We start from the raw sequence: 23,356 nt of genomic DNA, 5'->3' as shown, positions 1-23,356 counted from the left end.
GCAGCGGTGCAACAACAACGATCAATAATTTATTAGCGGGTACCTATAATTATACAGTAACTAATGCAGATGGTTGTACTTCATTGGCATCAGCGAACGTGCTCATCAACACCCAACCACCTACACCCACGGCACCAATAGTTGGTGCAATTACGCAACCTACTTGTACGGTTGCAACGGGCAGTGTTCAACTCAGTGGTTTACCACTGGGTAACTGGACGATTAATCCAGGTGCAATCAACGGAACAGGAACAAGTACAACGATTAATAATTTAGTAGCAGGTACCTATAATTATACAGTAACTAATGCAGATGGTTGTACTTCATTGGCATCAGCGAACGTGCTCATCAACACCCAACCCCCTACACCCACTGCACCAATAGTTGGAGCGATTACGCAACCTACTTGTACAGTTGCAACGGGCAGTGTTCAACTGAGTGGTTTACCACTGGGCAACTGGACGATTAATCCGGGAGCAATCACAGGCAGTGGCGCAACAACAACCATCAATAATTTATTAGCGGGTACATACAACTACACTGTTACGAACTCAGATGGTTGTACTTCATTGGCATCAGCGAACGTGCTCATCAACACCCAACCAGCTACACCTATCGCCGATGCTGGAATTAGCAAAGAAATATGTATTAATTCAAGTGCATTAATTGGAACAACAGCAAAAGTTGGAAACACCTATTTATGGAGCTCAATGCCATCAGGATTTATTTCTGATTTGGCAACTCAATTTGTTTCTCCAATTGTAACAACAGCTTATACGGTAGTTGAAACTGTAATTGCAACTGGATGTTTTAGTAGTAGTACTATAATTATCGCCGTAAAATCTTTGCCAGCAAATGCAGGTTTGATTACTGGACTTACTCAAGTTTGTAAAGGCAAAACGAATGTGATTTATACAGTTCCATCAATCTTAAATGCAACAGGATATATTTGGACATTGCCAAATGGTGCGAGAATTATAGCTGGCGCAAATACAAATAGGATTCTGGTTAGTTACGATGCAAATGCAGTAAATGGTAATGTTACGGTATATGGTACAAATAGTTGTGGAATTGGTGTTGCCCAATCAATTGCAATCAAATTAACTGATTGTTCATTAGCAGATTTGAGTGCAACAGTTACTGCTAGCAATATGGCGCCAATTGTTGGGCAAACTATTAGCCTAACTATTATTGCAAATAATCTTGGACCTTTTGATGCTACCGGTGTAACTATTGATAATAATTTGCTAAGTGGGTATAGTTATCTTTCTTCTTCATCAAGTGATTACGATCCATTTACTGGAATATGGACAATTGGAAATTTAAGTAATGGAATACCAAACACTTTGATCATTATGGTTAAGGTAAATAATATTGGAAATTACACTAACACTGCAATTATTGATGGCAATGAGCCAGATATAAATATGTCAAATAATATTTCAACTGTAATACCAATACCAACAGATTTCTTTTTGCCAGAAGGATTTTCTCCTAATAGAGATGGCATAAATGATCTTTTTGTGATTAGAGGTATTTTAAGTTACCCTAATAATCATTTCACCATTTTTAATAGATGGGGTAATAAAGTTTTTGAAACTAAGCAATACCGTAATACCTGGAATGGAAAATCTACTATGGGGTTAAGAATTGGTGGAGATGATTTGCCCACTGGAACTTATTTCTATTTACTTGACTTAGGTAATGGGTCTAAAATTATCAAGGGGACAATCTATTTAAATAGGTAGAACGCCATAAAAAAGATAACAGAATGAAAAATTATAAATGTAGTAGTATTCTTTTCGCTTGCGTTTTCTCTTTACTCTTTGCGCAGGCGCAACAAATACCAATGTATACACATTATATGTATAATACTTTGGTGGTTAATCCTGCATATGCGGGGAGTAGGGATGCTTTAACAGTAACGGCACTTCATCGATCACAATGGGTTGATTTTAAAGGAGCACCAACTACTCAAACAATTACCGTTCATGCTCCTTTACGGAAAGAGAACATTGGGTTGGGATTATCTTTGTTAAATGATAAGATTGGGCCAAGCAATAATACTTCAATAGCCGGATACTATGCTTTTATTATGAAGCTGAATGAGAATTCTAAATTGGCACTTGGCTTAAGTGCAGGTATAAATTTTTACCAAGCTAGACTAAATACATTATTGCTTGATCAACAAGTTGATCCGGCATTTTTAACCAATATAAAGAACCATATCACTCCTAACTTTGGGTTTGGGGCTTATTATTCACGTGAACGATTCTATGCAGGAATTTCTGTACCCTATATTTTACAAAACAGCAATTCAGCAATTGATCAATACGGCGGAAATATAACTATTGAGAAAGAACAGCGACATTATTTTTTTATAATGGGAGCTTTATTTCCAATTTCAAACAATGTATCCTTTAAGCCAACTTCTCTAATAAAAGTTACACCCGCTGCCCCAATAGAATTGGATATTACCGCATCATTTGTTTTAATGCGAAAACTATTAGTTGGTGTGATGTATAGAACTGGGGATGCTTTGGGTGGATTAGCAGGGTATGATATCACTGAACAATTTCATTTTGGATATTCATATGATTGGTCTTTTGGGTTGCAAACTAATAAATACAATCAAGGAAGTCATGAGTTGATTTTGAGGTACGATATTTTATCTCCCAATCAAAAGCAAATACATTCCCCTAGAAACTTTTAAGAATGAAAATATTAAAATATGAAAAAAATATACTCAATTCTACTTCTAGTAAACATGCTTTACGGAAGTGTTTTAGCGCAGGAATTATATAATTACGAAAAAAAAGGGGATCGTCATTATTTTAGTTACTCATATGATAAAGCAATTATTAATTATAAGTTAGCTAGAAATCTAAGCTTGATTTCGCAAAGAAAACTTGCGGATGCTTATCAACAAACATATCAGTCAGTTGAAGCTGAAAAAGTATATCAACGTATTCTACAAGCAAAAGAGGGAGTGATGCCAGAAGATTATTACAATTATGCGATGGCTTGTAGAATCAATAGAAAATATAATGAAGCAGATAAGTGGATGCAAATATTTATACTCGAAAAGCCTTTTGATTTGAGGGCAATAGATTACAAATTAAATAGTGATAAACTAAGGGGGTTAATAAATGACTCAACCGAATTCAATATTCAAAATTTAGCTATGAATTCAGAAGCGCTTGATTTTGGGACATCTTATTTTAAGAATGATATTGTTTTTTCTTCAAGTAGGTCTAATGCTGGTAGGCATAAGAAAAAGTATAACTGGACTGGCAAGCCTTTTTGGGAAATGTATATTTCCAAAAATCAAAATGGCGACTTAATACAAACTACTCCTTTTGATAAAACTTTGAGTAGTAAATTAAATGATGGCCCTGCAAGTTTTAGTAATGATGGGACTTTTATGGCATTTACAAGAAATCAAACTAATAATAAACGAAAAGATAGAACAGTTGAACTTGAAATTTATTTTACCTCTTATGAAAACGATGCTTGGACTCCGCCCGTACCTTTTTATCTAAATAATATCAATTATTCTGTAGGTCATCCATGCTTAACTAAAGATGGTAATACGCTTTATTTTGCAAGTGATATGCCTGGTGGATATGGGAAAGCTGATATTTATTCAATTAGTAAAAATGCTGAGGGAGAATGGGAACATCCAAAAAATCTTGGAAATACTGTAAATACAGAGGGTGATGATATGTTCCCATTTATTAGTGATATGCAAGATAAATTGTTTTTTTCTTCAGAGGGTCATTTTGGACTAGGTGGACTAGACATATTCAGTTGCTCAATTAATCAACAAGGGTATTACAATGTTACCAATTTGGGATCTCCTGTTAATTCTCCAAATAATGATTATGGGTTTATTTTAAATTCAAGAACTAATAATGGCTTTTTCTCAAGCGATAGAATTGGAGGAAAAGGTGGGGATGATATTTATTCATTTAGTGTTTCTGATGATATAAAGTTCACCATTATACCGCCTATTAATCATCCCACTCAACATAATGTAAGAGAATTCTTTCCTATTCGTAATTATGTTTTTTTTAATCCTTATCAAACAAATATTGCGAATAGATATTCATTGCTTCGAAAAGATCAGGTTGCAAAATTTATAAAAGAAAAGCTATCTGAAGATTCAACTAAAGACTTAGCCACAAGAGCAAAAAGGCAGATGTTTGTTTATTATAATTTGTTAAATATTATAGGAGCAAGAATGCTAGAAAACCCTTTTGCTACAATCACTTTGGTAGGCTCATCTGAAAATGGCCCCACTGAATCTTTGATAATGGCTAAGTCGATTAAACTTTATCTAACCGATGTTTTTGAAATAAACCCTAAAAATATTTATGTTGAAGGAAGATTTAAACCAGAAGTGCCTTCTGAACAGCCTGGAGGAAAAATTGATCTTAAATTATTGCAAGAAGGTGACCGAAGGGTTACGATTGAAAGCAATTATCCTGCAATATTAAAAGAGTTTGAGATTGAATCAAATACTCGTACAAAAATTGAGAATGAACCCACTGCCTTTTCTTTTTCTGTTTCTTCTTCAAATGATATAATTGAGTATTGGACTTTGCAAATAATCGATACTGCTAATAATGTAAAACGTTTTGGTCCTTATACTCAAAAGCAGGTTTATATTCTTCGTGATAAAATTTTAGGTTCAAATTCAAGTAATGGACAATATAATGTACAAATGTTTGCTCAAACAAAAAACGGAATAAGTATTATACGTAATAATGAATTCAAAATTGTGAAAATTGAAAAGCAAACAAGTTCAGATATTTTACGCTTTAGTATCATTTTTGAATTTGACGATGCTAAATCTATTCAGCTTTATAAGCAATTCCTTACTGATATTGTAACTCCTAAAATTCCATATGGTGCTACGGTCGTTTTAAATGGGTACACAGATATTATTGGTGAAGATGAGCACAACAATAATTTATCTTTGCGTAGAATGAAATCGGTTAAAATGATTATGGAAGATCTTTTAGCCAAATCTGGTAGGAGTGATGTAAAGTTTGATGAGCATTGGCATGGAGGGACTGTTGTAAATTTTCCATTTTCGAATAGACTACCAGAAGAACGGTTTTATAATAGAACTGTATTTATTGATATAATTCCTAAGGACTAGCCAAGAATGCAAGCTTATTTCATAAGCCAAGATTGTCAGCCTTATTTCATAAGCCAAGATTGTCAGCCTTCGCTTCGCTCGGCTGTCTTCTACCGTATTGAACTTACTCAAACCCCCTGCAACAACCTTCGGTCGTTGCGGGGTTTATTTTCACTCATCCGCTCAATCAAGCAAGCTTGTTTCGCGTCTTCGCAAAAATAAACCCCCGCGGCTTTTGCCGCGAGGGTTTGTGGTCTCGCCAAGAATCGAACTTGGATCTAGAGTTTAGGAAACTCCTATTCTATCCATTGAACTACGAGACCATGATTCTATTGTCCCAAATAACTGGGGTAGAATCGGCGCAAAAGTAATAGAAATTATTTTACTCCCGGTTGCTTTAACTGCCAACCTGTTTTCTTTTTTTCTGCATCAACCATCTCTTTTACATCGGCTAATAGTTTCTTAGCGTCGTAAACAATTCCGTCTTTAATGGTATACACTACTCCACCCTTTCGAATGATTTCATTTTGATCATTTAATTCAATAGCCCCTGTGCCATAGAAGTATTGTAAATTCTTTAATGGGTTTCCATCTACCACACATAAATCGGCCAGCTTGCCTGGTTCAATAGTTCCCAATTCTTTGTCTACGCCTAAAGCTTGTGAGGCATGCATGGTTGCAGCGCGTATCACTTCTAGTGGCTGAAATCCCGCTTCACGTAATAATTCTAATTCTCTAACAAATCCAAATCCATACAACTGATAAATGAATCCATTGTCTGAACCTGCAGTAACACGCCCACCTCTGTTTTTATATTCATTAATAAAGGTCATCCACAACTTGTAATTATTTTTCCATTCTATTTCTTGTTCTGTTCCCCAGCTATGCCAGTAAGATCCGTGTGATACTCTGCTTGGTTCATAGAATTTCCAAAGAGAAGGTAAAGTGTAATCTTCATGCCATTCTGCTCTGCGTGCACGCATTAAATCTCTATTGGCTTCATAAATATTCATGGTGGGATCTAATGTAAAGTCTGCAGCAATTAATTCGTTCATCACTTTATTCCACTTCTCGCTAAAGGGCGCTGCCGCTTGCTTCCACAGCTTTCCTGCTTCTTCAAATCGATGTTGTTCATTGTTGTAATTGTACTCTGCTGGATAGTTTTGTAGGGTGCCATTTTCTAACATAGCTTCTGGTAAACCATACCAATGTTCCATGCTGGTCATGCCCGCTTTTGCAGATTGTACCACATTCCATCTTGCCACATCTAATTGTGCATGATGCGCCGTGCTTCTCAATCCCAATTTTTTATTTTCTCTAATTGCGGCATCCATTACTTCTGGTGATGCGCCAAAAAACTTAATTCCATCTGCACCCTTTGCCGCATTATCATTTACCCATGCTCTTGCTTGTTCTGCATTGATGATGGGTGTTTTACTGCCTTGTCCAAAAGCAGTATATGCATGAATACGTGGTGCTGTAATGCTATTGGCTGCACTTTTCTTTTTATGGTCTAAAACCCACTCTAATCCATTACCTGCTGATGGGTCACGTATGGTGGTAATGCCATGGGCCATCCACAATTTAAAAACGTATTCTGCTGGTGTTCCCTGCGCTCTTCCGCCTATATGTCCGTGCATATCAATTAAGCCGGGCAACACATATTTGCCGCTGCAATTAATTTCTTTACCGCCTGCTTTTAATGCGGGTCTAGATTTAGGGTCTATGGGCATGCCCGGATTCCCTACATTGGATATGCGTACTATTTTGTTGTTTTCAATAATGATGTCTACTGGGCCATAAGCTGGAGAGCCTGTACCATTAATAACCATTGCCCCTCTTAAAATCAATTGGGTATATGGCCCCTGGCCTTCTTTAATCAAGGGCGAAGGGGTAATTTGGGCGCCAACGACAGTCATGAACAGGAGACTAAAAATGGCCAACAAGCATTTTTGCATAAAATATTCTTTTGATGAAGTTAAGGGTCAAAACCCAAACCCTAATCACTCTTGCCCAATGGTCGATATCGCTTATCTTTGCCCCCCAAATTATATACATGAAGTTTTATAATACTATCATCAAGTTTCGTTTCTGGCTAAGCCTTTTGGCCTTGGTTGCCGCTGTTGGCGTCAATTACTCCAGTGGTTTTTGGCCTGCTTTCATCCTTTATTTTGTTGGGGTGATTGGATTAGCTAGCCATTTTTTCATCGGCCCTTTGCGTTTGATTCAAGAACCTATGGAAAGAGGCGATATGGAAGAAGTGGAGCGCATTCTTAATACCGTTTGGTATCCTAATTTATTGTACAAGCCAGTTCGTTCTACCTACTATACCATCAAGGGGAATATGGCCATGATGAAGCAAGATTTTGATAGTGCCGAAAAGCACTTGAAAAAAAGTTCTGAGCTTGGATCACCCATGCCTGAAGCAGAGGGAGCTAATAAGCTTCAGTTGGGCATGATGAGTATGCAACGTGGAGACCTAAAGCAGGGCGAAAGCTATATCAGGGCCGCTATTAGAGCAGGTATTTCAGATAAAGAAAGTGAAGCAGTTGCTTATATTAGTATGTGCCAGATTTTTATGAATAAAAGAGAATTCAGGGCTGCTAAAGATTATTTTAGAAGAGCAAAAGCTTGTAAGCCTACTACTAAGCAAGTGGTTGATCAAATTAAAGAAGTAGAGAAATATATTTCTCGCATGCCAGGATAATCATGATTCAAATTAAACATATTACAACAGAGGGTGCCGAGCTAGAAACAGCTCGGCATTTGTTTAAAGAATACTCCAATGAATTGGCTGTAGACCTTTGTTTTCAAAGCTTTGACGCCGAGTTGAAAGACCCTTTAAAAAAATATGGCCCACCTCATGGAAGTCTTTTAATAGCCTATTACAATGGAGTTGCTGTGGGCTCTGTAGCATTGCAACAACTACCCGATGAGGGTGTTTGTGAAATGAAAAGATTGTATGTTCAGCCTGCTTTTAGAAAATTTAAAATTGGTGATGCTTTGGTAGATGGCATTTTAAAAGAAGCTATCAAATTGGGCTATACTAAAATGAAATTAGACACGTTAGAAAGATTGCAAGCGGCCATTCATTTGTACCTCAAATATGGTTTTGAAATAACCACTGCATACTACCACAATCCCTTACCTGAAGTGGTTTACATGGAGAAAAAATTAGGCTAATTTTTTCAACAATTCTTCTATTACTAATGGAAAATGTGCATGCTCTAATGCATGAATTTTGGCTGCTAAACTTGCAGGTGTATCCGTTGCATCAATACTACATTTGGCTTGAAAAATGATATCTCCTTCGTCGTAATGTGCATCAACATAATGTATGGTAATACCGCTTTCTTTTTCTCCTGCTGCAATTACAGCTTCATGTACAAAATTGCCGTACATTCCTTTGCCTCCGTAGTTAGGTAATAAAGCTGGATGAATATTAATGATTCGATTGGGGAAAGCTTCAATTAAGGAAGTAGGAATTTTCCAAAGAAAGCCTGCTAATACAATAAAATTAATACCTCTTTTTTTTAGTTCGTTCACACATTCAGCGGTCTCGTAAAACCCGCTTCTATTAATAATGAGGGTGTCTATATTAGCGGCGGCTGCAATCCCCAAAACCCCTGCTTCTTTTTTATTTGAAACAATTAGGTTGATTATAACCGCCTTGTTACAGGCAAAATGTTCAATTATTTTAGCTGCATTAGAACCTGCCCCTGATGCAAAAATGGCCAGTTTTACCATGTTTTTACTTCTTTTTGGTCATTTTTTCCTTGATTCTGCCCAAATATCGCTTGAAAAAGCTGAATTGGCCAAAAGGCACACTTACCAATAAAACGCAAAAAGGCCAAAGGATGGTTACCACCACCACGTAGATGATAAAATAAATAATACCTCGCTCTAAATTGGTAACAGAGAGTAATTGTCTTCCCAAGTATCCACACAAACTACCACCCAATGCGAATGTGGTGAATATGAGGGTAAACTGAAGCCAGCTTACTTGCCATTTATTTTTTAAACGATGCAGCATGGCTGCAAAAGTGCTTTAAAAAGTTCATTTTATTTGAATGATTTGAATTGAAATGATTTTTAGAACTTTTTTTAACCATTTCATGACAATTGAAATGGGGTGATTTCTTGAACTCATTGAAAATTAAGTGGCATATAGATAAAAAAATTTTTTCCCTATTGCGTAATTGTCACAATCCTATCATATTTTTGCCTCCGTTTAAGGATATTTTTCCACACCAGAACCATCGTTGTGCATATGATATTGTCTAGATCCATAGCAAAAGCCTGCATTGCCGCTTTTTTATTTATCGTGAGTCTGAGTTTTAGTGTAGCCGCCAGTGCCCAGGACGGAAAAGCGCTTTTCAGCGCCAATTGTGCGTCTTGTCATGCTCCACACAAGAAATTAACTGGTCCTGCCCTTGCAGGAGTAGAGTCTCGTTGGTCCAGTAAGGAAAACTTGTATTCCTGGATTAGAAACAGTGCCGCATACCTAAAAACGGGTGATCCTTATGCCGTTAACTTGTACAATGAGTACAATAAGGTAGCAATGAATGCTTTCCCAACTTTAAAAGATGGGGAAATTGATGCAATTCTTACTTATATCAATAGTGTACCTGATCCTTCTAAAGTGCCTGTTGGTGAAGGTGCTGGAGCTGCTGCAAATGTGGAAGCAGATAACTCTTTGTTATTTGGTATCCTAACATTGATTTTAGCCGTAGTTGCTTTAATCATGTTACAGGTTAACTCAAATCTTAAAAAATTAGCCGACGATAAAGCTGGTCAACCTGCTTTAGAGCCAATTCCATTCTGGAGAAATAAGGCTTATATAGCAATGGTTACTGTAGTATTATTTGTAGTAGGTGGATATTTAACTACCAAAGGTGCTATGGCTTATGGAAGAAGTCAGGACTATCAACCAGAACAACCTATTTATTATTCTCACGCAGTTCATGCTGGTACCAACCAAATCAACTGTCAATATTGTCATACTGGCGCTGCTCAAGGAAAGCAAGCGACTATTCCTTCTGTGAATGTTTGTATGAACTGTCACCAAGCTATTAATGAGTACAAAGGAGAAAAAATGTACAACGAAGCAGGTGAAGAAGTTGACGGTACTGCAGAAATTAAGAAACTATACAAATACGCTGGCTTTGAAGAAGGCAAACCTTGGGATCCAAGTAAGGCTAAGCCAATTGAGTGGGTTCGTATCCACAACTTGCCCGATCACGTTTATTTCAACCACGCTCAGCACGTAAAAGCTGGTCAAGTTGCTTGTCAAACTTGTCATGGTGAAATTCAGAAAATGGGTGAAGTAAAACAGTTTACCGATCTAAGCATGGGCTGGTGTGTTAACTGTCACCGCGAAACCAAGGTTCAATTTAAAGACAATGGTTTCTATAGTATCTACGAAAAATACCATGCCGATTTAAAGAGTGGCAAAATTGATAGCACCAAAGGAATCACTGTTGAAAAAATTGGTGGTACCGAGTGTCAGAAATGTCACTACTAGTTCTTAAAAGTTAAAAAGGGTTGTTTTAAATATATCATTCGAACGTGGAATCCGCCCGCGGTTTCCAACTGTTAATCAATAATTATGGAGCAAAAAAAGCACTGGCAAAGTTTTGGAGAGCTGAATCAGTCTGCAGCGTTTAATAAGGATGTAAAAGACGAATTCAATGAAGAACTACCTATTGTAGAAGATGAAAGCAAAAGCTTTCTCGAAGCAAAGGCTCCCCGTCGCGACTTCTTGAAATATTTAGGTTTCAGTACAGCCGCAGCAGCAGCCGCAGCAAGTTGTGAAATGCCTGTAAAAAAGGCTATCCCATTTGCCAATAAGCCCGAAGACGTTGTGCCTGGTATTTCTAAATACTATGCAACCACATATGTACAAGACGGAGATACTGTAAGCATCTTGGCTAAAGTACGCGATGGTCGACCAATAAAAATTGAAGGAAACGATCTTTGTCCAATTACTAAAGGAGGTACATCTGCTCGTGTTCAAGCGTCTGTACTTGATTTATATGATACTTCACGTTTACGTTTTCCTACTATTGATGGTAAGGAAGTAACTTTTGAAGCTGCAGATAAAGCAGTTGCTGCTCAAATGGGTGGTAATATAGTTTTATTAACCAGCACTATAAACTCTCCATCTACTAAAGCAGTGATTGCGCAGTTCTTGGCTAAATATCCAGGAAGCAAACATGTTACTTATGATGCAGTTTCGTATAGTGCAATGTTGTTGGCGAATGAAGCAACTTACGGTGTTCGTGGAATTCCTTCTTACCATTTTGAAAATGCAAAAGCCATTGTAAGCTTAGGTGCAGATTTCTTAGGTACTTGGTTAAATCCAGTTGAGTTTTCTAAGCAATATGCTACCGGTAAAAAATTAGACGAGAAGAATCCTACTATGAGCAAGCATATTCATTTTGAATCTGTTGCTTCATTAACTGGATCTAACGCCGACGAAAAATATTTACATCGTCCTTCTGAAACACCTGCTATTGCTGCTGCTTTATTAAGTGCAGTAAATGGAGCTGGTGTTACAGGTATTGCAGATGCAAAATTGAAAGCAGGTATTGAAGCTGCTGCAAAAGCATTGAATGCACATAAGGGTGCTGCTTTAGTTGTTGCTGGAAGCAATGATGTAAATGTTCAAATAATTGTAAATGCCATTAATAACGCCATTGGTGCTGGTGGTTCTACCATCAACTGGGGTGTTTTATTAAATACACGCGCTGGTGTTGATGCAGATTTTGCACAACTAGTAGCCGATATGAATGCCGGTTCTGTTGGAACTTTATTGATTCATGGAGCAAACCCTGCATACAGTTGGTTTGCAGCTGATCAGTTTAAAGCTGGTTTAGCTAAAGTAAAAACCGCTGTATCATTTGCTGGTAAAGTAGACGAAACTGCTGAATTATGTAAGTTCGTTTTACCTGACAATCATTTCTTAGAAAGCTGGGGTGATGCGGAAGCAAAAACTGGGCATTTCTCTTTTATTCAACCTACTATCTATCCTTTATTCAAAACACGTCAGTGGCAAGACAGTCTATTAAAATGGAGTGGTGCTACTGAAGACTATCTAGCTTACTTAAAGAATTTCTGGTCGGCTAAATTAGGTGGCGTTAATGGTTGGGATAAAGCATTGCAAGATGGTGTAGTGGCTTTAGGCGAAGCAGCTACCAAGCCGGGAAGCTTTAATGGCGCTGCTGTTGCGGGTGCATTGGCTGCAGCTTCTTCTTCTAAGAAAGGCGGTAAAGTAGAATTAGTATTATACGAAAAAGTGGGAATAGGTGCTGGTCAAGGTGCAAGTAACCCTTGGTTACAAGAATTACCTGATCCGGTAACAAGAGCTACATGGGATAACTACTTAGTAGTTTCTCCAGCAATGGCTAAAACTTTATTAGGTATTGACATCAGCAATGGTGGACAAGCCGATGCGTACGAAGTAAATCCTCCTAAGAAAGTAGTGAAGATTACTGTAGGTCAAAAAACAATTGAATTACCGGCATTAATTGTTCCTGGAACGCATCCTGATACAGTAGGTATTGCGGTTGGTTACGGACGTAGCGAGAATGTAGGTAAATCGGCTGCAGGTGTTGGTAAGAATGCTTTTGTACTAGCTTCTTTAAGTGGTTCTTCTGTTAACTTCTCTAATGGTGAAGTAAGTTTAACCCTTACAGATGAAACTTATCCAGTAGCATTAACCCAAACGCATAGCCGTTACGATACCGAGCAAGGAAATCGTACAGAAGTGGTAAAAGAATTAAGCTTAGCTGCTTATAAACATAACCCTACTGAAATTCGCGATGAGCGTGACAAGGAATTAAAACCTTGGGGTGGTTTAGAAAAATTTGAATCTCAAGGAACATTGTATCCTGTGTTTGAAAGACCAGGTATTAAATGGGGTATGAGTGTAGACTTGAATACTTGTACTGGTTGTGGTGCTTGCGTAGTTGCATGTAACGCAGAAAACAACGTTTCAGTTGTAGGTAAGCCAGAAGTAATGCGTGGTCACGAAATGCATTGGTTGCGTATTGATCGTTACTACAGTGGCGATTTAGAGAATCCAAATGTAGTGTTCCAACCATTGATGTGTCAGCATTGTGACAACGCTCCTTGTGAAAACGTTTGTCCGGTTGCTGCAACCAATCACAGCAGTGAAGGATTAAACCAAATGACTTATAACCGTTGTATTGGTACAAGATATTGCGCCAACAACTGTCCTTATAAAGTACGTCGTTTTAACTGGGCCGATTACACAGGTTCTGATAGCTTTGGCGATAACCAAAAAGGTATTGTTAACGATGTAGTGCTAGACATGAACGACGACTTAACAAGAATGGTGTTGAATCCAGATGTTACTGTACGTTCAAGAGGCGTTATTGAAAAATGTTCTTTCTGCGTTCAGCGTTTACAAGAAGGTAAGTTAAAGGCTAAGAAAGACAGTCGTCCGTTAAGCGATAGCGATGTTAAAGTAGCTTGTCAGCAAGCTTGTCCTACCAATGCTATTACTTTCGGTAATGCCAACAGCAAGGAAAGTGCTATTACCATTGCTAGACAAGAGAATCCTAATCGTCAGTTCTATGTGTTAGAAATGTTGCACGTATTACCAGGGGTTACTTATTTAGCCAAAGTAAGAAACACCGATGAAATGCCTCATCACGAAGCTGCTGAAGCAAAAACAGAAAAAGCACACGGATAATTATTAAGCAATTGAAATAACCAGATGCTGCTCTAGGGCAGATCAAGGACCAAAATAAGAACAGATGCATTTAAAGTACGAATCACAGCTCAGGGAACCACTGGTGTATGGAGATAAAACATACAAGCAGGTAACAGAAGACATAGTTCGCCCTATTGAAGCCAAGCCTACCAAATTATGGTATGTAGGTTTTTATATTGCTGTTGCCTTACTCATGTTTGGTGTCTATAGCGTATACCGTGAAGTAACTTATGGTATAGGTGAGTGGAACTTAAATAAAACAGTGGGTTGGGGATGGGATATCACCAACTTCGTTTGGTGGGTTGGTATTGGTCACGCCGGTACCTTGATTTCTGCAATCTTATTGTTATTCCGTCAAGGATGGAGAACAGGTGTAAACCGCGCTGCAGAAGCGATGACTATTTTCGCGGTAATGTGTGCGGGTCAGTTCCCTATCTTCCACATGGGTAGAGTATGGATGGCATTCTTTGTATTGCCTTACCCTAACTCTCGTGGTCCATTATGGGTAAACTTTAACTCTCCATTGTTGTGGGACGTATTTGCAATCTCTACCTACTTTACCGTATCTCTTTTATTCTGGTACTCTGGTTTAATTCCGGATTTTGCAACCGTAAGAGATCGTGCGTTTACCAAATTACGTAAGCGTTTATATGGTATTGCTTCTTTTGGATGGACTGGTTCTACCAAACATTGGCAGCGCCATGAGAGCCTTTCATTGGTTTTAGCGGGATTAAGTACGCCGCTGGTACTATCGGTTCACACCATCGTATCTTTTGACTTCGCTACTTCAGTTATTCCTGGATGGCATACCACCATCTTCCCTCCTTACTTCGTTGCGGGTGCCATCTTCTCTGGTTTTGCCATGGTGCAAACCCTAATGATTATTGTACGTAAGGTATTTGCAATGGAAGACTATGTAACCATTGGTCATATAGAAGCAATGAATAAAGTAATTGTATTAACCGGTTCAATTGTAGGTATTGCTTACCTAACAGAATTGTTCATGGGTTGGTACAGTCAAAATAAATACGAAGGATATACATTCTGGTACAGCCGTGCATATTTGTTCTCACCTTATGGTTGGAGCTACTGGGGTATGATGGCTTGTAACGTATTAAGCCCTCAAATTTTCTGGTTCCGCAAAATGAGAAGAAACATTTTTGTAACCTTCTTCATGAGTATCATTGTAAACATTGGTATGTGGTTCGAGCGTTTTGTAATCATCGTTACATCACTTTACCGTGATTACTTGCCATCTAGCTGGTCTGTTTACTACAGCCCTACCATTTGGGAAATTGGATTCTATGCTGGAACATTTGGATTATTCTTTACTTGCTTCTTCTTATTCGCTAAATACTTCCCGGTAATTGCAATTGCAGAAATCAAGTATGTATTGAAGACTACTGGTGAAGGATACAAAAATCAAATGGCTAATATAGAAGAACAAAAACTAGAAGAGTTTGTGCATGAGCATGCGCACCACTAATAGTTAAAGCGCATGACGCGCTTGGTATATGATTAAAATTATTTACTGCGCTTGCAGCGATGCATTTGCAGACAAAAAATAAAGTATGGCAAAAAAGAAATTTGTAGTAGGCTGTTTTGATGACGAAGCAGTTTTATTTCCAGCAGTAAAAAAAGTACGTACTGCCGGATACAAGATCCACGATGTTTACACGCCCTTTGCTGTTCATGGTTTAGACCATGCAATGGGTTTGCGTGAAACCAGCTTACACACTGCAGGATTCATTTATGGTATTACTGGAACTGCTACTGCATTAAGCTCTATCAGTTGGATTTTTACCAAAGACTGGCCTTTAAATATTGGTGGTAAGCCACATTTTGCATTGCCAGCTTGGATTCCAATTATGTTTGAGTTAACCGTTTTATTTGCTGCGGTTGGAATGGTATTGACTTTCTGCTATTTATGCCAATTGGCTCCATTTGTAAAGAAGCATCATTTTCATGCTCGTGCAACAGATGATTTGTTTGTAATGGTAATAGAGTGTACCGATAAAACCAATACCGATGATTTACAAGCATTTTTAACTAGCAATGGCGCTTTAGAAACCAAAGTAGAAGTTGCTGAAGACGGATGGTGGTTAGGAAGATACGATAAGGATGAAATGCCTTTTGAAGAAAACCAAATTGTTGCCGCTTAATTGTAGAACACTTAGAATTAACGAATCATGAAGAATACATTAATCATAGCTTCTTTAACTGCAGTAGTAGCATTAACTGCTTGCAGCGATGTTAAGCGTACACCTGGTACGATTTATATGCCAGATATGGCTTATAGCCGTGCATACGAGTCATATGCAGACCATAGCAATTTGGCCGAGAAAGGAATTAACTACAACAGTCGCCCTGTTGCAGGCACAATCTCTCGTGAAGAAGATATGCCTTTCCATATTCCAATGGATTTACCTGGTGATACCACTAATTACACTGCGTCTAAAGCTGTACCTAATCCTTACGATACTTTGAGTAAAACAGATATGGATGAAGCAGAGCGTTTGTATTTAATCAACTGTGGTATTTGTCATGGTGATAAGTTAAATGGAAATGGACCATTGTATAAAGATGGAGCTGGTCCTTATGCTGCAAAACCTGCTGCGTTGGTAGGAGATGCAAAGTATGAAGCAATGCCAGCTGGTCAAATGTTCTATTCAGTTGCTTATGGTAAAAACTTGATGGGCTCTTATGCTTCTCAATTAAGCCGTAAACAACGTTGGCAAGTAATTGCTTACATTAAGGCAAAACAACAGTCGAGTAAAGCAAAAGCAGCTCCTGCTCCAGCAGCAGATGCAACTGCAACAACAAAATAAATTTAGCAAATGGTCCTGCTAATAGGATCAATACTAACTGAACTAAAAGAGTAACAATGGCATCTTTAAGAACACAATTTGAAGTTCCCGGAAAAATGAAAACCTGGTCTTACGCCTTGATTGGCTTGGGCTTGGCTGCATTACTGTATGGAATGTTCACCAAAGGTTTTAGTTCCGATGAGCACGAGCAAGTGCATTTCTGGGGAACACTTATGTACAATACTATTTTCTGGACATTAATTTGTAATGCCAGCATGTTCTTTATTTCTGTTACTACTTTGGCGCAAGCTGGGTTTACACAAACCTTCCGTCGTATTCCAGAAGCGATTTCTACTTTGGTTCCTATTTTCGGTGCCATCACATTCGCTGTGTTATTATACATTGTATTTGGTCATAAGCACCATATTTACCATTGGTTAGACACAGAAGCAGTAGCTGCTGATCCTATCTTAAAAGGTAAATCTGGTTTCTTAAACCCAACTTTCTTTGTAATCTGGACTACATTAACCATAGCATTGTGGAGTTTCTTAGGATGGAGAATTCGTAAATTAAATGATGAGGCAGACGCAGCTCCGATGGATCGCGAAACCAGCGAAAAATTCATTCACAGAGGTACCGTAAGAACTGCCATGTTCACCGTATGGTTTGGTTTAACAGTAGGATCTACTGTTCCTTGGTTATGGATGATGAGTATTGATGCACACTGGTATTCTACCATGTATAGCTGGTATACTTTTGTAAGTTCATTTGTAGCAGGTATGTCATTGATTGCTCTTTGGGTAATTTACTTAAAGAACAAAGGTTATTTAGAATTAACCAGCCAAGAGCATTTACACGATATTGGTAAATTCATGTTTGCTTTTTCTATCTTTTGGACATATTTATGGTTCTCACAGTACATGTTGATTTGGTATGCCAATATTCCTGAAGAAACTGTTTACTTTAAGCATAGAACACAAGGAGCTTATAAAGGAATTTTCTTCTTTAATTTGATCGTAAACTTCTTATGTCCTTTGTTGATTCTGATGAAGCGTTCAGCTAAAAGAAATTACACATTGGTCACTTTTATGGCAGTTTTAATCATCTTTGGTCACTGGATAGATTTTTATCAAATGGTAATGGGCTCTTTGATGAAAGAACACGTTTCATTAGGTTGGTTAGACTTTGGTATCCTTGCGTTTTTTGTTGGAGCAATGATCCTTTTTGTGGGCACTGCATTGTCTAAGAAACCTTTGATTGCTAAATACCATCCATACCTTAAAGAAAGTGTAATTCACCAAGTTTAGTGAACTCGATTAAATTAATATTTGTTAGACATTAGATAATATATATACAGCATTATGACAGCTTTATTAATCACCGCGGTATCGTTACTCATTTTTGTAGTGATCTTTCAGATCTCTAAAGCAAGTGAGTATGTGGCAATTTTGAAAGGGGAAGAGCATAGCCGTAAGCAGAACAACAAGATTAATGGTTTTCTGATGGTCGTGTTTTTGGTGTTAGGCCTTATTGGAGTATGGTACTGCAATGAAGTTTTATACGATAAAACATTGTTACCTCAAGGTTCAGCCAGTGTAGAAGGAGAGCGTGTAGATTCTATGTTATGGTTAACACTAGCTGTAACTGGATTTGTATTCATTGGAACGCAAATTGTTCTTTTTTGGTTTGCGTATAAATACCAAGAAAGCGATAACAGAAAAGTGGTGTTCTTTGCGCATAGCAATAAGTTAGAAGCCATTTGGACCGTAATTCCTGCTATTGCATTAACTGTACTAGTAGTAATTGGTTTAAGAAACTGGTTTTTATTTACCGGAGAGCCACCAAAAGAAGCCATGGTAGTAGAAATTACGGGTAAGCAATTTGGTTGGATTTATCGCTATCCAGGTAAAGACGGCGCATTTGGTAAAAAATATTACAAAAACATTGATAATGCCTCTAACTCTTTGGGCTTAATTTGGGACGACCAATTAGCACACGACGATTTAGTGATGGAGCAGACCATGTATTTGGTAAAAGGTCGCCCAGTAAAATTGATTATTGGTTCAAGAGATGTTATTCATGATGTAGGTTTACCTCATTTTAGAATGAAGATGGATGCTGTTCCAGGTATTCCGACCACTATGTGGTTTACGCCAAAGTACACTACAAAAGAAATGAAGGAGAAAACTGGAAATCCAGATTTCCAATTCGAAATCAGTTGCGACCAAATGTGCGGTAATGGTCACTATTCTATGAAAGGAATTATTGAAGTAGTAGATCAAGCAGAGTTTGATGCTAAAATGGCTGGTCAGTCTCCTTACTATTACACAGCTTTCCCTGACAAAGATCCAGCTAACGCTAAAAAAGATACGGTAAAATTAGTTGCTAAGCCTGTTGAACTAGCATCAAAAGTTACCGCCAAATTATAGAACAATCAACAACCAAGTTTAAACGAGGTTGTAATAACTAATAAAGAATCAGTGTATGAGTAACGAAGCCGTATTGCACGCACCTGCTGGAGCAGGTTTACATCACGAAGCGCATGGTGATCATCATCATGAGCATCACCATGAGACATTTATTTCGAAGTATGTCTTTAGCATGGACCATAAAATGATTGCTAAGCAATTCCTTATTACGGGAATGGTTTGGGCAGTATTGGGTGGTTTAATGAGTGTACTTTTCCGTTTACAATTAGGATATCCTGAAGCGAGTTTTCCTTGGTTAGAAGATATTTTAGGTAAATGGGCTGAAGGTGGTAAAATCACCCCCGATGCATATTACGCTTTGGTTACTACACACGGAACCGTATTGGTATTCTTTGTATTAACTGCAGGTTTAAGTGGAACTTTTGCCAACTTTTTAATTCCATTACAAATTGGAGCAAGAGATATGGCATCACCATTTATGAATATGTTGAGCTACTGGTTTTTCTTTGCAGCAAGTATAGTAATGCTATCATCTATGTTTGTTGAGTTTGGACCATTCAGTGGTGGATGGACTGCTTATCCTCCATTGAGCGCTTTGGCATCTGCATCTCCTGGTTCTGGTACTGGTATGGATTTATGGCTAATTGCAATGGCATTATTTGTGGTATCTTCTTTATTAGGAGGCTTAAACTACATTGCTACCATATTGAACATGCGTACTAAAGGAATGAGCATGACTCGTTTGCCTTTAACTATTTGGGCATTGTTCTTTACTGCTGTATTAGGTGTATTATCATTCCCAGTATTGTTCTCTGGTTTTATATTATTGATTTTTGATAGAAATTTTGGAACAAGTTTCTATTTATCAGACATCTTTATTAACGGGGTGGGTGCATTGCCTAACGAAGGTGGTAGCGCCATCCTTTATCAGCACTTATTCTGGTTCTTAGGACACCCTGAAGTATACATCATTCTTTTACCAGCAATGGGTATGGCTTCTGAAATTCTTTCTGTAAACTCTCGCAAGCCCATCTTTGGTTATATGGCCATGATTGGATCATTGTTTGCGATTGCCATATTAGCTTTCTTGGTTTGGGCACACCATATGTTCGTAACGGGATTGAATCCATTCCTTGGATCGGTGTTTGTATTACTTACATTATTAATTGCTGTTCCTTCTGCCATTAAAGTATTCAACTGGTTAACTACATTGTGGAGAGGTAATATTCGCTTTACTCCTGGTATGATGTTCTCTATTGGATTTGTAAGCTTATTTATCTCTGGAGGTTTAACTGGTATTTGGTTAGGTAACTCTGCATTAGATATTCATTTACACGATACTTACTTTGTTATTGCGCACTTCCATATTGTAATGGGTGTAGCAAGTATGTTTGGAATGTTTGCTGGTATTTACCACTGGTTCCCTAAAATGTATGGTCGTTACATGAATAATACCCTTTCTTATTTACACTTCTGGATTACATTAGCTGGAGCGTACATGATTTTCTGGCCAATGCACTACCAAGGTTTAGCAGGTATGCCAAGAAGATACTATGACTATAGTGTTTGGGAAAGCTTTAAACAGTTTGCTGAATTAAATAGATTCATTAGCACTGTTGCAATGATTGTATTTGCTGCACAATTGTTGTTCTTGTTCAACTTCTTCTATTCTATTTTTAAGGGTAGAAAAGTAACTACACAAAACCCTTATGGTTCTAATACTTTAGAGTGGACTGCTCCAATTAATCCTGGTCATGGTAACTGGGTAGGAGAAATTCCTGAAGTGCATCGTTGGGCTTACGATTACGGTAAAGATGGTCAAGAATTTATTTCCCAGACTACACCGGTGGGAGCCGACGAAAGCAGTCACTAATATTATTACTGAGTAAGTTTTTATTCAGTTGAAATACTTCAATGCTCCCGGATTACGGGAGCATTGTTTTTAAACTACAACAACGGAATGACAAAATCCAGTGAGCATAGGGTAGAAAGCCAAAGTTTTTCTTTAGCAGCAAAAGTTAAAGACTATATGCTGTTGATAAAGTTTACTTTAAGCTTTACTGTAGTGTTCTCTTGTGTGATTTGTTATTTACTAGCACCCAAAGTGGTTGAGTACGATTGGTACATGATTTTATTGTTGTTTTTAGCAGGCATGTTAATTACCGGAAGTGCAAATGCAATTAATCAGGCAGTAGAAAAAGACACCGATGCCATGATGAAACGGACATCAAAACGTCCGGTGGCCAATGGCAATATGAGCCAAAACGAAGCCTATACTTTTGCATTGATAGCAGGCATTGTAGGAGTTGGCATGATGTGGTATTTCTTTAATTTCTCTTCCGCATTGGTTTCTGCATTTAGTTTGTTTTTGTATGCCTTTATTTATACTCCTCTAAAAAAAATCAATTCCATTGCGGTCTTAATTGGGGCATTACCAGGTGCTTTACCCTGTTTGATTGGATGGGTTGCAGGTAATGATGATTTTGCTTTGGGTGGTTGGGTGTTATTTGGAATGCAATTCTTATGGCAATTCCCTCATTTTTGGGCTATTGCCTGGGTAGCACATGCCGATTATACTAAAGCGGGTTTTAAATTACTTCCTGCAGATAAGGGCCCCACTAAGTTTACCGCAATTCAAACCATCATGTATTCTTTTTTGATGATTCCTATTGGCATGGTGCCTTATTTTATTGGATTAACAGGAATAACCAGCTTATGGATTGTATTGGCATGTAATTTATTCATGGTGTTCCAGAGTGCCCGATTGTATAAGGAAATGGATGTAAAAGCAGCCAGAAGGGTAATGTTCAGCAGTTATATTTATTTGCCAATTGTGTTACTTGCAATGTTGGCAGATAAGATTAATCATTAATCTAATTAAATTAAAATAAATGAGTACGATTGCAAATGAAGCGCCCAAAAGAATTCACCCACACAAGTTTACCTTGTGGGTGGCTATGGGCAGTATCATTATGATGTTTGCAGGCCTTACAAGCGCCTACATTGTAAAGAAGAACCAAAGTAGTTGGTTAGAATTCGATTTGCCAGTGGTTTTCATGTATTCTACACTGGTAATCATTTTAAGTAGTGTAACCATTCATTTGGCAACAAAGGCATTTAAAGCTAGGGAAATGGGTCGTTATCGAATGCTTATTACCGTTACTGCAATATTAGGTTTATTGTTTATGGGGTTACAAGTTTTTGGTTTTATGGATTTAGAAGCCAGAAATATTGCCCTTACCGGTGCCAGAAGCAATTCTGCTGCATCTTTTCTTTTGGTAATTACCGGATTGCATATGCTTCACGTGCTTGGTGGGGTTATTGCTTTGATGGTAATTTTTATTAAAGCCTATGTAAGTAGTGTTAAAAATTACAGTAGCCTATCCATTGAATTAGTGGGTACTTACTGGCATTTTGTAGATATACTTTGGATTTATTTGTTCATCTTTTACAATTGGATTAGCTAATTACAAAAAAGTTGTGTTTTATGCACCTTTTTTCAACTCTAGCCAATACTTTTGTGTACGAAATTTTACTTTAACATGGCAACAACTGCAACAGCACCTACCACTAAATCATGGGGTGGAGGTAAGAGTCCCTTTAACGTAGAGTACGGCAAAGTAATGATGTGGTATTTTCTCATGAGTGATGCCTTTACTTTTGGCGCATTTTTGATTTCATACGGCACCATTCGTTTTTCTACTAATGGATGGCCTGACCCCAACGAAGTATTTAAGAGTTTTCCTTTTGCTCCAGAGGGCATGAATGCTCCCTTGGTGTTTGTAAGTATCATGACCTTTATTTTGATCATCAGTTCAGTTACCATGGTGTTGGCTGTACAGGCGGGTCATAATATGGATAAAAAAGGGGTAGTTAAAAATCTAATCTGGACCATTATTGGTGGTATTGCATTCTTATCTTGTCAAGCATGGGAGTGGAATCACTTACACCATGAAGGTGCATGGTGGGGTAGCAATCCATTCTTAAACCATGATGGAACAGCATCATCAACCAATTTCACTAACTATTTCTTTACCATAACAGGCTTTCATGGTTTCCACGTATTTTCTGGAGTGATTATCAATATCATCATGTTAATCATGGCTATGACCAATAAGTTTGAAGAAAGAGGCCATTATTTAATGATTGAGAAAGCAGGTTTGTACTGGCACTTTGTAGACTTAGTTTGGGTATTTGTATTTACCTGTTTTTATTTGATCTAATTAACTAACCA

The 23,356-nt window shown here is 37.9% G+C and carries 19 protein-coding genes and 1 tRNA gene; 16 read left to right on the top strand and 4 right to left on the bottom strand.

Annotated elements, in window-relative coordinates:
* The 3 genes from Q8S25_RS06865 to Q8S25_RS06855 form a co-directional block, all read left to right on the top strand.
* A partial coding sequence (locus tag Q8S25_RS06865; RefSeq protein WP_305536114.1) for a gliding motility-associated C-terminal domain-containing protein occupies nucleotides 1–1,748 on the top strand: 1,748 nt, incomplete at its 5' end.
* Between the two features lie 23 nt (nucleotides 1,749–1,771).
* On the top strand, nucleotides 1,772–2,713 hold the full coding sequence (locus Q8S25_RS06860; RefSeq protein ID WP_305536112.1) for a type IX secretion system membrane protein PorP/SprF: 942 nt from the start codon (nucleotides 1,772–1,774) through the stop codon (nucleotides 2,711–2,713).
* A gap of 18 nt (nucleotides 2,714–2,731) precedes the next feature.
* Complete coding sequence (locus Q8S25_RS06855; RefSeq protein WP_305536110.1) at nucleotides 2,732–5,167, top strand: hypothetical protein; 2,436 nt, start codon at nucleotides 2,732–2,734, stop codon at nucleotides 5,165–5,167.
* Nucleotides 5,168–5,397: 230 nt separating this feature from the next.
* Here Q8S25_RS06855 and Q8S25_RS06850 read toward each other — a convergent pair.
* Together Q8S25_RS06850 and Q8S25_RS06845 are read right to left on the bottom strand one after the other, a co-directional pair.
* Nucleotides 5,398–5,469, bottom strand: a tRNA-Arg gene (locus Q8S25_RS06850).
* A gap of 54 nt (nucleotides 5,470–5,523) precedes the next feature.
* Nucleotides 5,524–7,104: an amidohydrolase family protein gene (locus Q8S25_RS06845; protein ID WP_305536108.1), complete on the bottom strand. Its 1,581-nt coding sequence runs from the start codon at nucleotides 7,102–7,104 to the stop codon at nucleotides 5,524–5,526.
* Between the two features lie 98 nt (nucleotides 7,105–7,202).
* On the opposite strand from Q8S25_RS06845, the gene Q8S25_RS06840 reads away from it, so the two are divergent.
* A complete protein-coding gene (locus tag Q8S25_RS06840; RefSeq protein WP_305536106.1) occupies nucleotides 7,203–7,853 on the top strand; it encodes a M48 family metallopeptidase in 651 nt (216 codons plus the stop codon).
* A gap of 2 nt (nucleotides 7,854–7,855) precedes the next feature.
* Nucleotides 7,856–8,329: a GNAT family N-acetyltransferase gene (locus Q8S25_RS06835; protein WP_305536104.1), complete on the top strand. Its 474-nt coding sequence runs from the start codon at nucleotides 7,856–7,858 to the stop codon at nucleotides 8,327–8,329.
* On the opposite strand, the gene Q8S25_RS06830 is transcribed toward Q8S25_RS06835, so the two are convergent.
* Both Q8S25_RS06830 and Q8S25_RS06825 read right to left on the bottom strand, forming a co-directional pair.
* Complete coding sequence (locus Q8S25_RS06830; RefSeq protein WP_305536102.1) at nucleotides 8,321–8,893, bottom strand: phosphoribosylglycinamide formyltransferase; 573 nt, start codon at nucleotides 8,891–8,893, stop codon at nucleotides 8,321–8,323. The two genes, Q8S25_RS06835 and Q8S25_RS06830, sit on opposite strands and share 9 nt — an antisense overlap.
* A gap of 4 nt (nucleotides 8,894–8,897) precedes the next feature.
* A complete protein-coding gene (locus tag Q8S25_RS06825) occupies nucleotides 8,898–9,179 on the bottom strand; it encodes a hypothetical protein (protein ID WP_305536100.1) in 282 nt (93 codons plus the stop codon).
* Nucleotides 9,180–9,416: 237 nt separating this feature from the next.
* Here Q8S25_RS06825 and Q8S25_RS06820 point away from each other — a divergent pair, with 237 nt between their 5' ends.
* The 11 genes from Q8S25_RS06820 to Q8S25_RS06770 all read left to right on the top strand — a co-directional run bounded on the left by Q8S25_RS06820 (nucleotide 9,417) and on the right by Q8S25_RS06770 (nucleotide 23,345).
* On the top strand, nucleotides 9,417–10,670 hold the full coding sequence (locus tag Q8S25_RS06820) for a c-type cytochrome (RefSeq protein WP_305536098.1): 1,254 nt from the start codon (nucleotides 9,417–9,419) through the stop codon (nucleotides 10,668–10,670).
* Between the two features lie 84 nt (nucleotides 10,671–10,754).
* Nucleotides 10,755–13,865: a TAT-variant-translocated molybdopterin oxidoreductase gene (locus Q8S25_RS06815; RefSeq protein WP_305536096.1), complete on the top strand. Its 3,111-nt coding sequence runs from the start codon at nucleotides 10,755–10,757 to the stop codon at nucleotides 13,863–13,865.
* Between the two features lie 64 nt (nucleotides 13,866–13,929).
* Complete coding sequence (gene nrfD / locus Q8S25_RS06810; RefSeq protein ID WP_305536094.1) at nucleotides 13,930–15,372, top strand: NrfD/PsrC family molybdoenzyme membrane anchor subunit; 1,443 nt, start codon at nucleotides 13,930–13,932, stop codon at nucleotides 15,370–15,372.
* A gap of 85 nt (nucleotides 15,373–15,457) precedes the next feature.
* A complete protein-coding gene (locus tag Q8S25_RS06805) occupies nucleotides 15,458–16,048 on the top strand; it encodes a DUF3341 domain-containing protein (protein ID WP_305536092.1) in 591 nt (196 codons plus the stop codon).
* Between the two features lie 27 nt (nucleotides 16,049–16,075).
* A complete protein-coding gene (locus Q8S25_RS06800) occupies nucleotides 16,076–16,714 on the top strand; it encodes a cytochrome c (RefSeq protein ID WP_305536090.1) in 639 nt (212 codons plus the stop codon).
* 56 nt (nucleotides 16,715–16,770) lie between these two features.
* Nucleotides 16,771–18,000: a quinol:cytochrome C oxidoreductase gene (locus Q8S25_RS06795; protein WP_304760633.1), complete on the top strand. Its 1,230-nt coding sequence runs from the start codon at nucleotides 16,771–16,773 to the stop codon at nucleotides 17,998–18,000.
* Between the two features lie 54 nt (nucleotides 18,001–18,054).
* On the top strand, nucleotides 18,055–19,122 hold the full coding sequence (locus tag Q8S25_RS06790) for a cytochrome c oxidase subunit II (protein WP_305536088.1): 1,068 nt from the start codon (nucleotides 18,055–18,057) through the stop codon (nucleotides 19,120–19,122).
* 55 nt (nucleotides 19,123–19,177) lie between these two features.
* The gene (locus Q8S25_RS06785; protein WP_305536086.1) at nucleotides 19,178–20,995 is read left to right on the top strand and encodes a cbb3-type cytochrome c oxidase subunit I; all 1,818 of its coding nucleotides are present in this window, start codon (nucleotides 19,178–19,180) and stop codon (nucleotides 20,993–20,995) included.
* A gap of 87 nt (nucleotides 20,996–21,082) precedes the next feature.
* A complete protein-coding gene (gene cyoE, locus Q8S25_RS06780) occupies nucleotides 21,083–21,994 on the top strand; it encodes a heme o synthase (protein ID WP_305536084.1) in 912 nt (303 codons plus the stop codon).
* A 19-nt stretch (nucleotides 21,995–22,013) separates the two neighbouring features.
* Nucleotides 22,014–22,589, top strand: a complete 576-nt coding sequence (locus Q8S25_RS06775; protein WP_305536082.1) for a heme-copper oxidase subunit III — start codon at nucleotides 22,014–22,016, stop codon at nucleotides 22,587–22,589.
* A gap of 75 nt (nucleotides 22,590–22,664) precedes the next feature.
* Complete coding sequence (locus tag Q8S25_RS06770; protein WP_295190328.1) at nucleotides 22,665–23,345, top strand: cytochrome c oxidase subunit 3; 681 nt, start codon at nucleotides 22,665–22,667, stop codon at nucleotides 23,343–23,345.
* Nucleotides 23,346–23,356 lie beyond the last annotated feature (11 nt).

Origin of the sequence: Sediminibacterium sp. (assembly GCF_030695065.1) — a bacterium.
GTDB lineage: Bacteria > Bacteroidota > Bacteroidia > Chitinophagales > Chitinophagaceae > Sediminibacterium.
This window is presented reverse-complemented; position numbering and strand designations above follow the sequence as displayed.

What these genes read in the sequence shown, in the direction of transcription:
- Q8S25_RS06860 (WP_305536112.1), top strand. Translation starts at nt 1,772, where the DNA reads ATGAAAAATTATAAATGTAGTAGTATTCTTTTCGCTTGCGTTTTCTCT.
- Q8S25_RS06855 (WP_305536110.1), top strand. Translation starts at nt 2,732, where the DNA reads ATGAAAAAAATATACTCAATTCTACTTCTAGTAAACATGCTTTACGGA.
- Q8S25_RS06845 (WP_305536108.1), bottom strand. Translation starts at nt 7,104, where the DNA reads ATGCAAAAATGCTTGTTGGCCATTTTTAGTCTCCTGTTCATGACTGTC.
- Q8S25_RS06840 (WP_305536106.1), top strand. Translation starts at nt 7,203, where the DNA reads ATGAAGTTTTATAATACTATCATCAAGTTTCGTTTCTGGCTAAGCCTT.
- Q8S25_RS06835 (WP_305536104.1), top strand. Translation starts at nt 7,856, where the DNA reads ATGATTCAAATTAAACATATTACAACAGAGGGTGCCGAGCTAGAAACA.
- Q8S25_RS06830 (WP_305536102.1), bottom strand. Translation starts at nt 8,893, where the DNA reads ATGGTAAAACTGGCCATTTTTGCATCAGGGGCAGGTTCTAATGCAGCT.
- Q8S25_RS06825 (WP_305536100.1), bottom strand. Translation starts at nt 9,179, where the DNA reads ATGCTGCATCGTTTAAAAAATAAATGGCAAGTAAGCTGGCTTCAGTTT.
- Q8S25_RS06820 (WP_305536098.1), top strand. Translation starts at nt 9,417, where the DNA reads ATGATATTGTCTAGATCCATAGCAAAAGCCTGCATTGCCGCTTTTTTA.
- Q8S25_RS06815 (WP_305536096.1), top strand. Translation starts at nt 10,755, where the DNA reads ATGGAGCAAAAAAAGCACTGGCAAAGTTTTGGAGAGCTGAATCAGTCT.
- nrfD (WP_305536094.1), top strand. Translation starts at nt 13,930, where the DNA reads ATGCATTTAAAGTACGAATCACAGCTCAGGGAACCACTGGTGTATGGA.
- Q8S25_RS06805 (WP_305536092.1), top strand. Translation starts at nt 15,458, where the DNA reads ATGGCAAAAAAGAAATTTGTAGTAGGCTGTTTTGATGACGAAGCAGTT.
- Q8S25_RS06800 (WP_305536090.1), top strand. Translation starts at nt 16,076, where the DNA reads ATGAAGAATACATTAATCATAGCTTCTTTAACTGCAGTAGTAGCATTA.
- Q8S25_RS06795 (WP_304760633.1), top strand. Translation starts at nt 16,771, where the DNA reads ATGGCATCTTTAAGAACACAATTTGAAGTTCCCGGAAAAATGAAAACC.
- Q8S25_RS06790 (WP_305536088.1), top strand. Translation starts at nt 18,055, where the DNA reads ATGACAGCTTTATTAATCACCGCGGTATCGTTACTCATTTTTGTAGTG.
- Q8S25_RS06785 (WP_305536086.1), top strand. Translation starts at nt 19,178, where the DNA reads ATGAGTAACGAAGCCGTATTGCACGCACCTGCTGGAGCAGGTTTACAT.
- cyoE (WP_305536084.1), top strand. Translation starts at nt 21,083, where the DNA reads ATGACAAAATCCAGTGAGCATAGGGTAGAAAGCCAAAGTTTTTCTTTA.
- Q8S25_RS06775 (WP_305536082.1), top strand. Translation starts at nt 22,014, where the DNA reads ATGAGTACGATTGCAAATGAAGCGCCCAAAAGAATTCACCCACACAAG.
- Q8S25_RS06770 (WP_295190328.1), top strand. Translation starts at nt 22,665, where the DNA reads ATGGCAACAACTGCAACAGCACCTACCACTAAATCATGGGGTGGAGGT.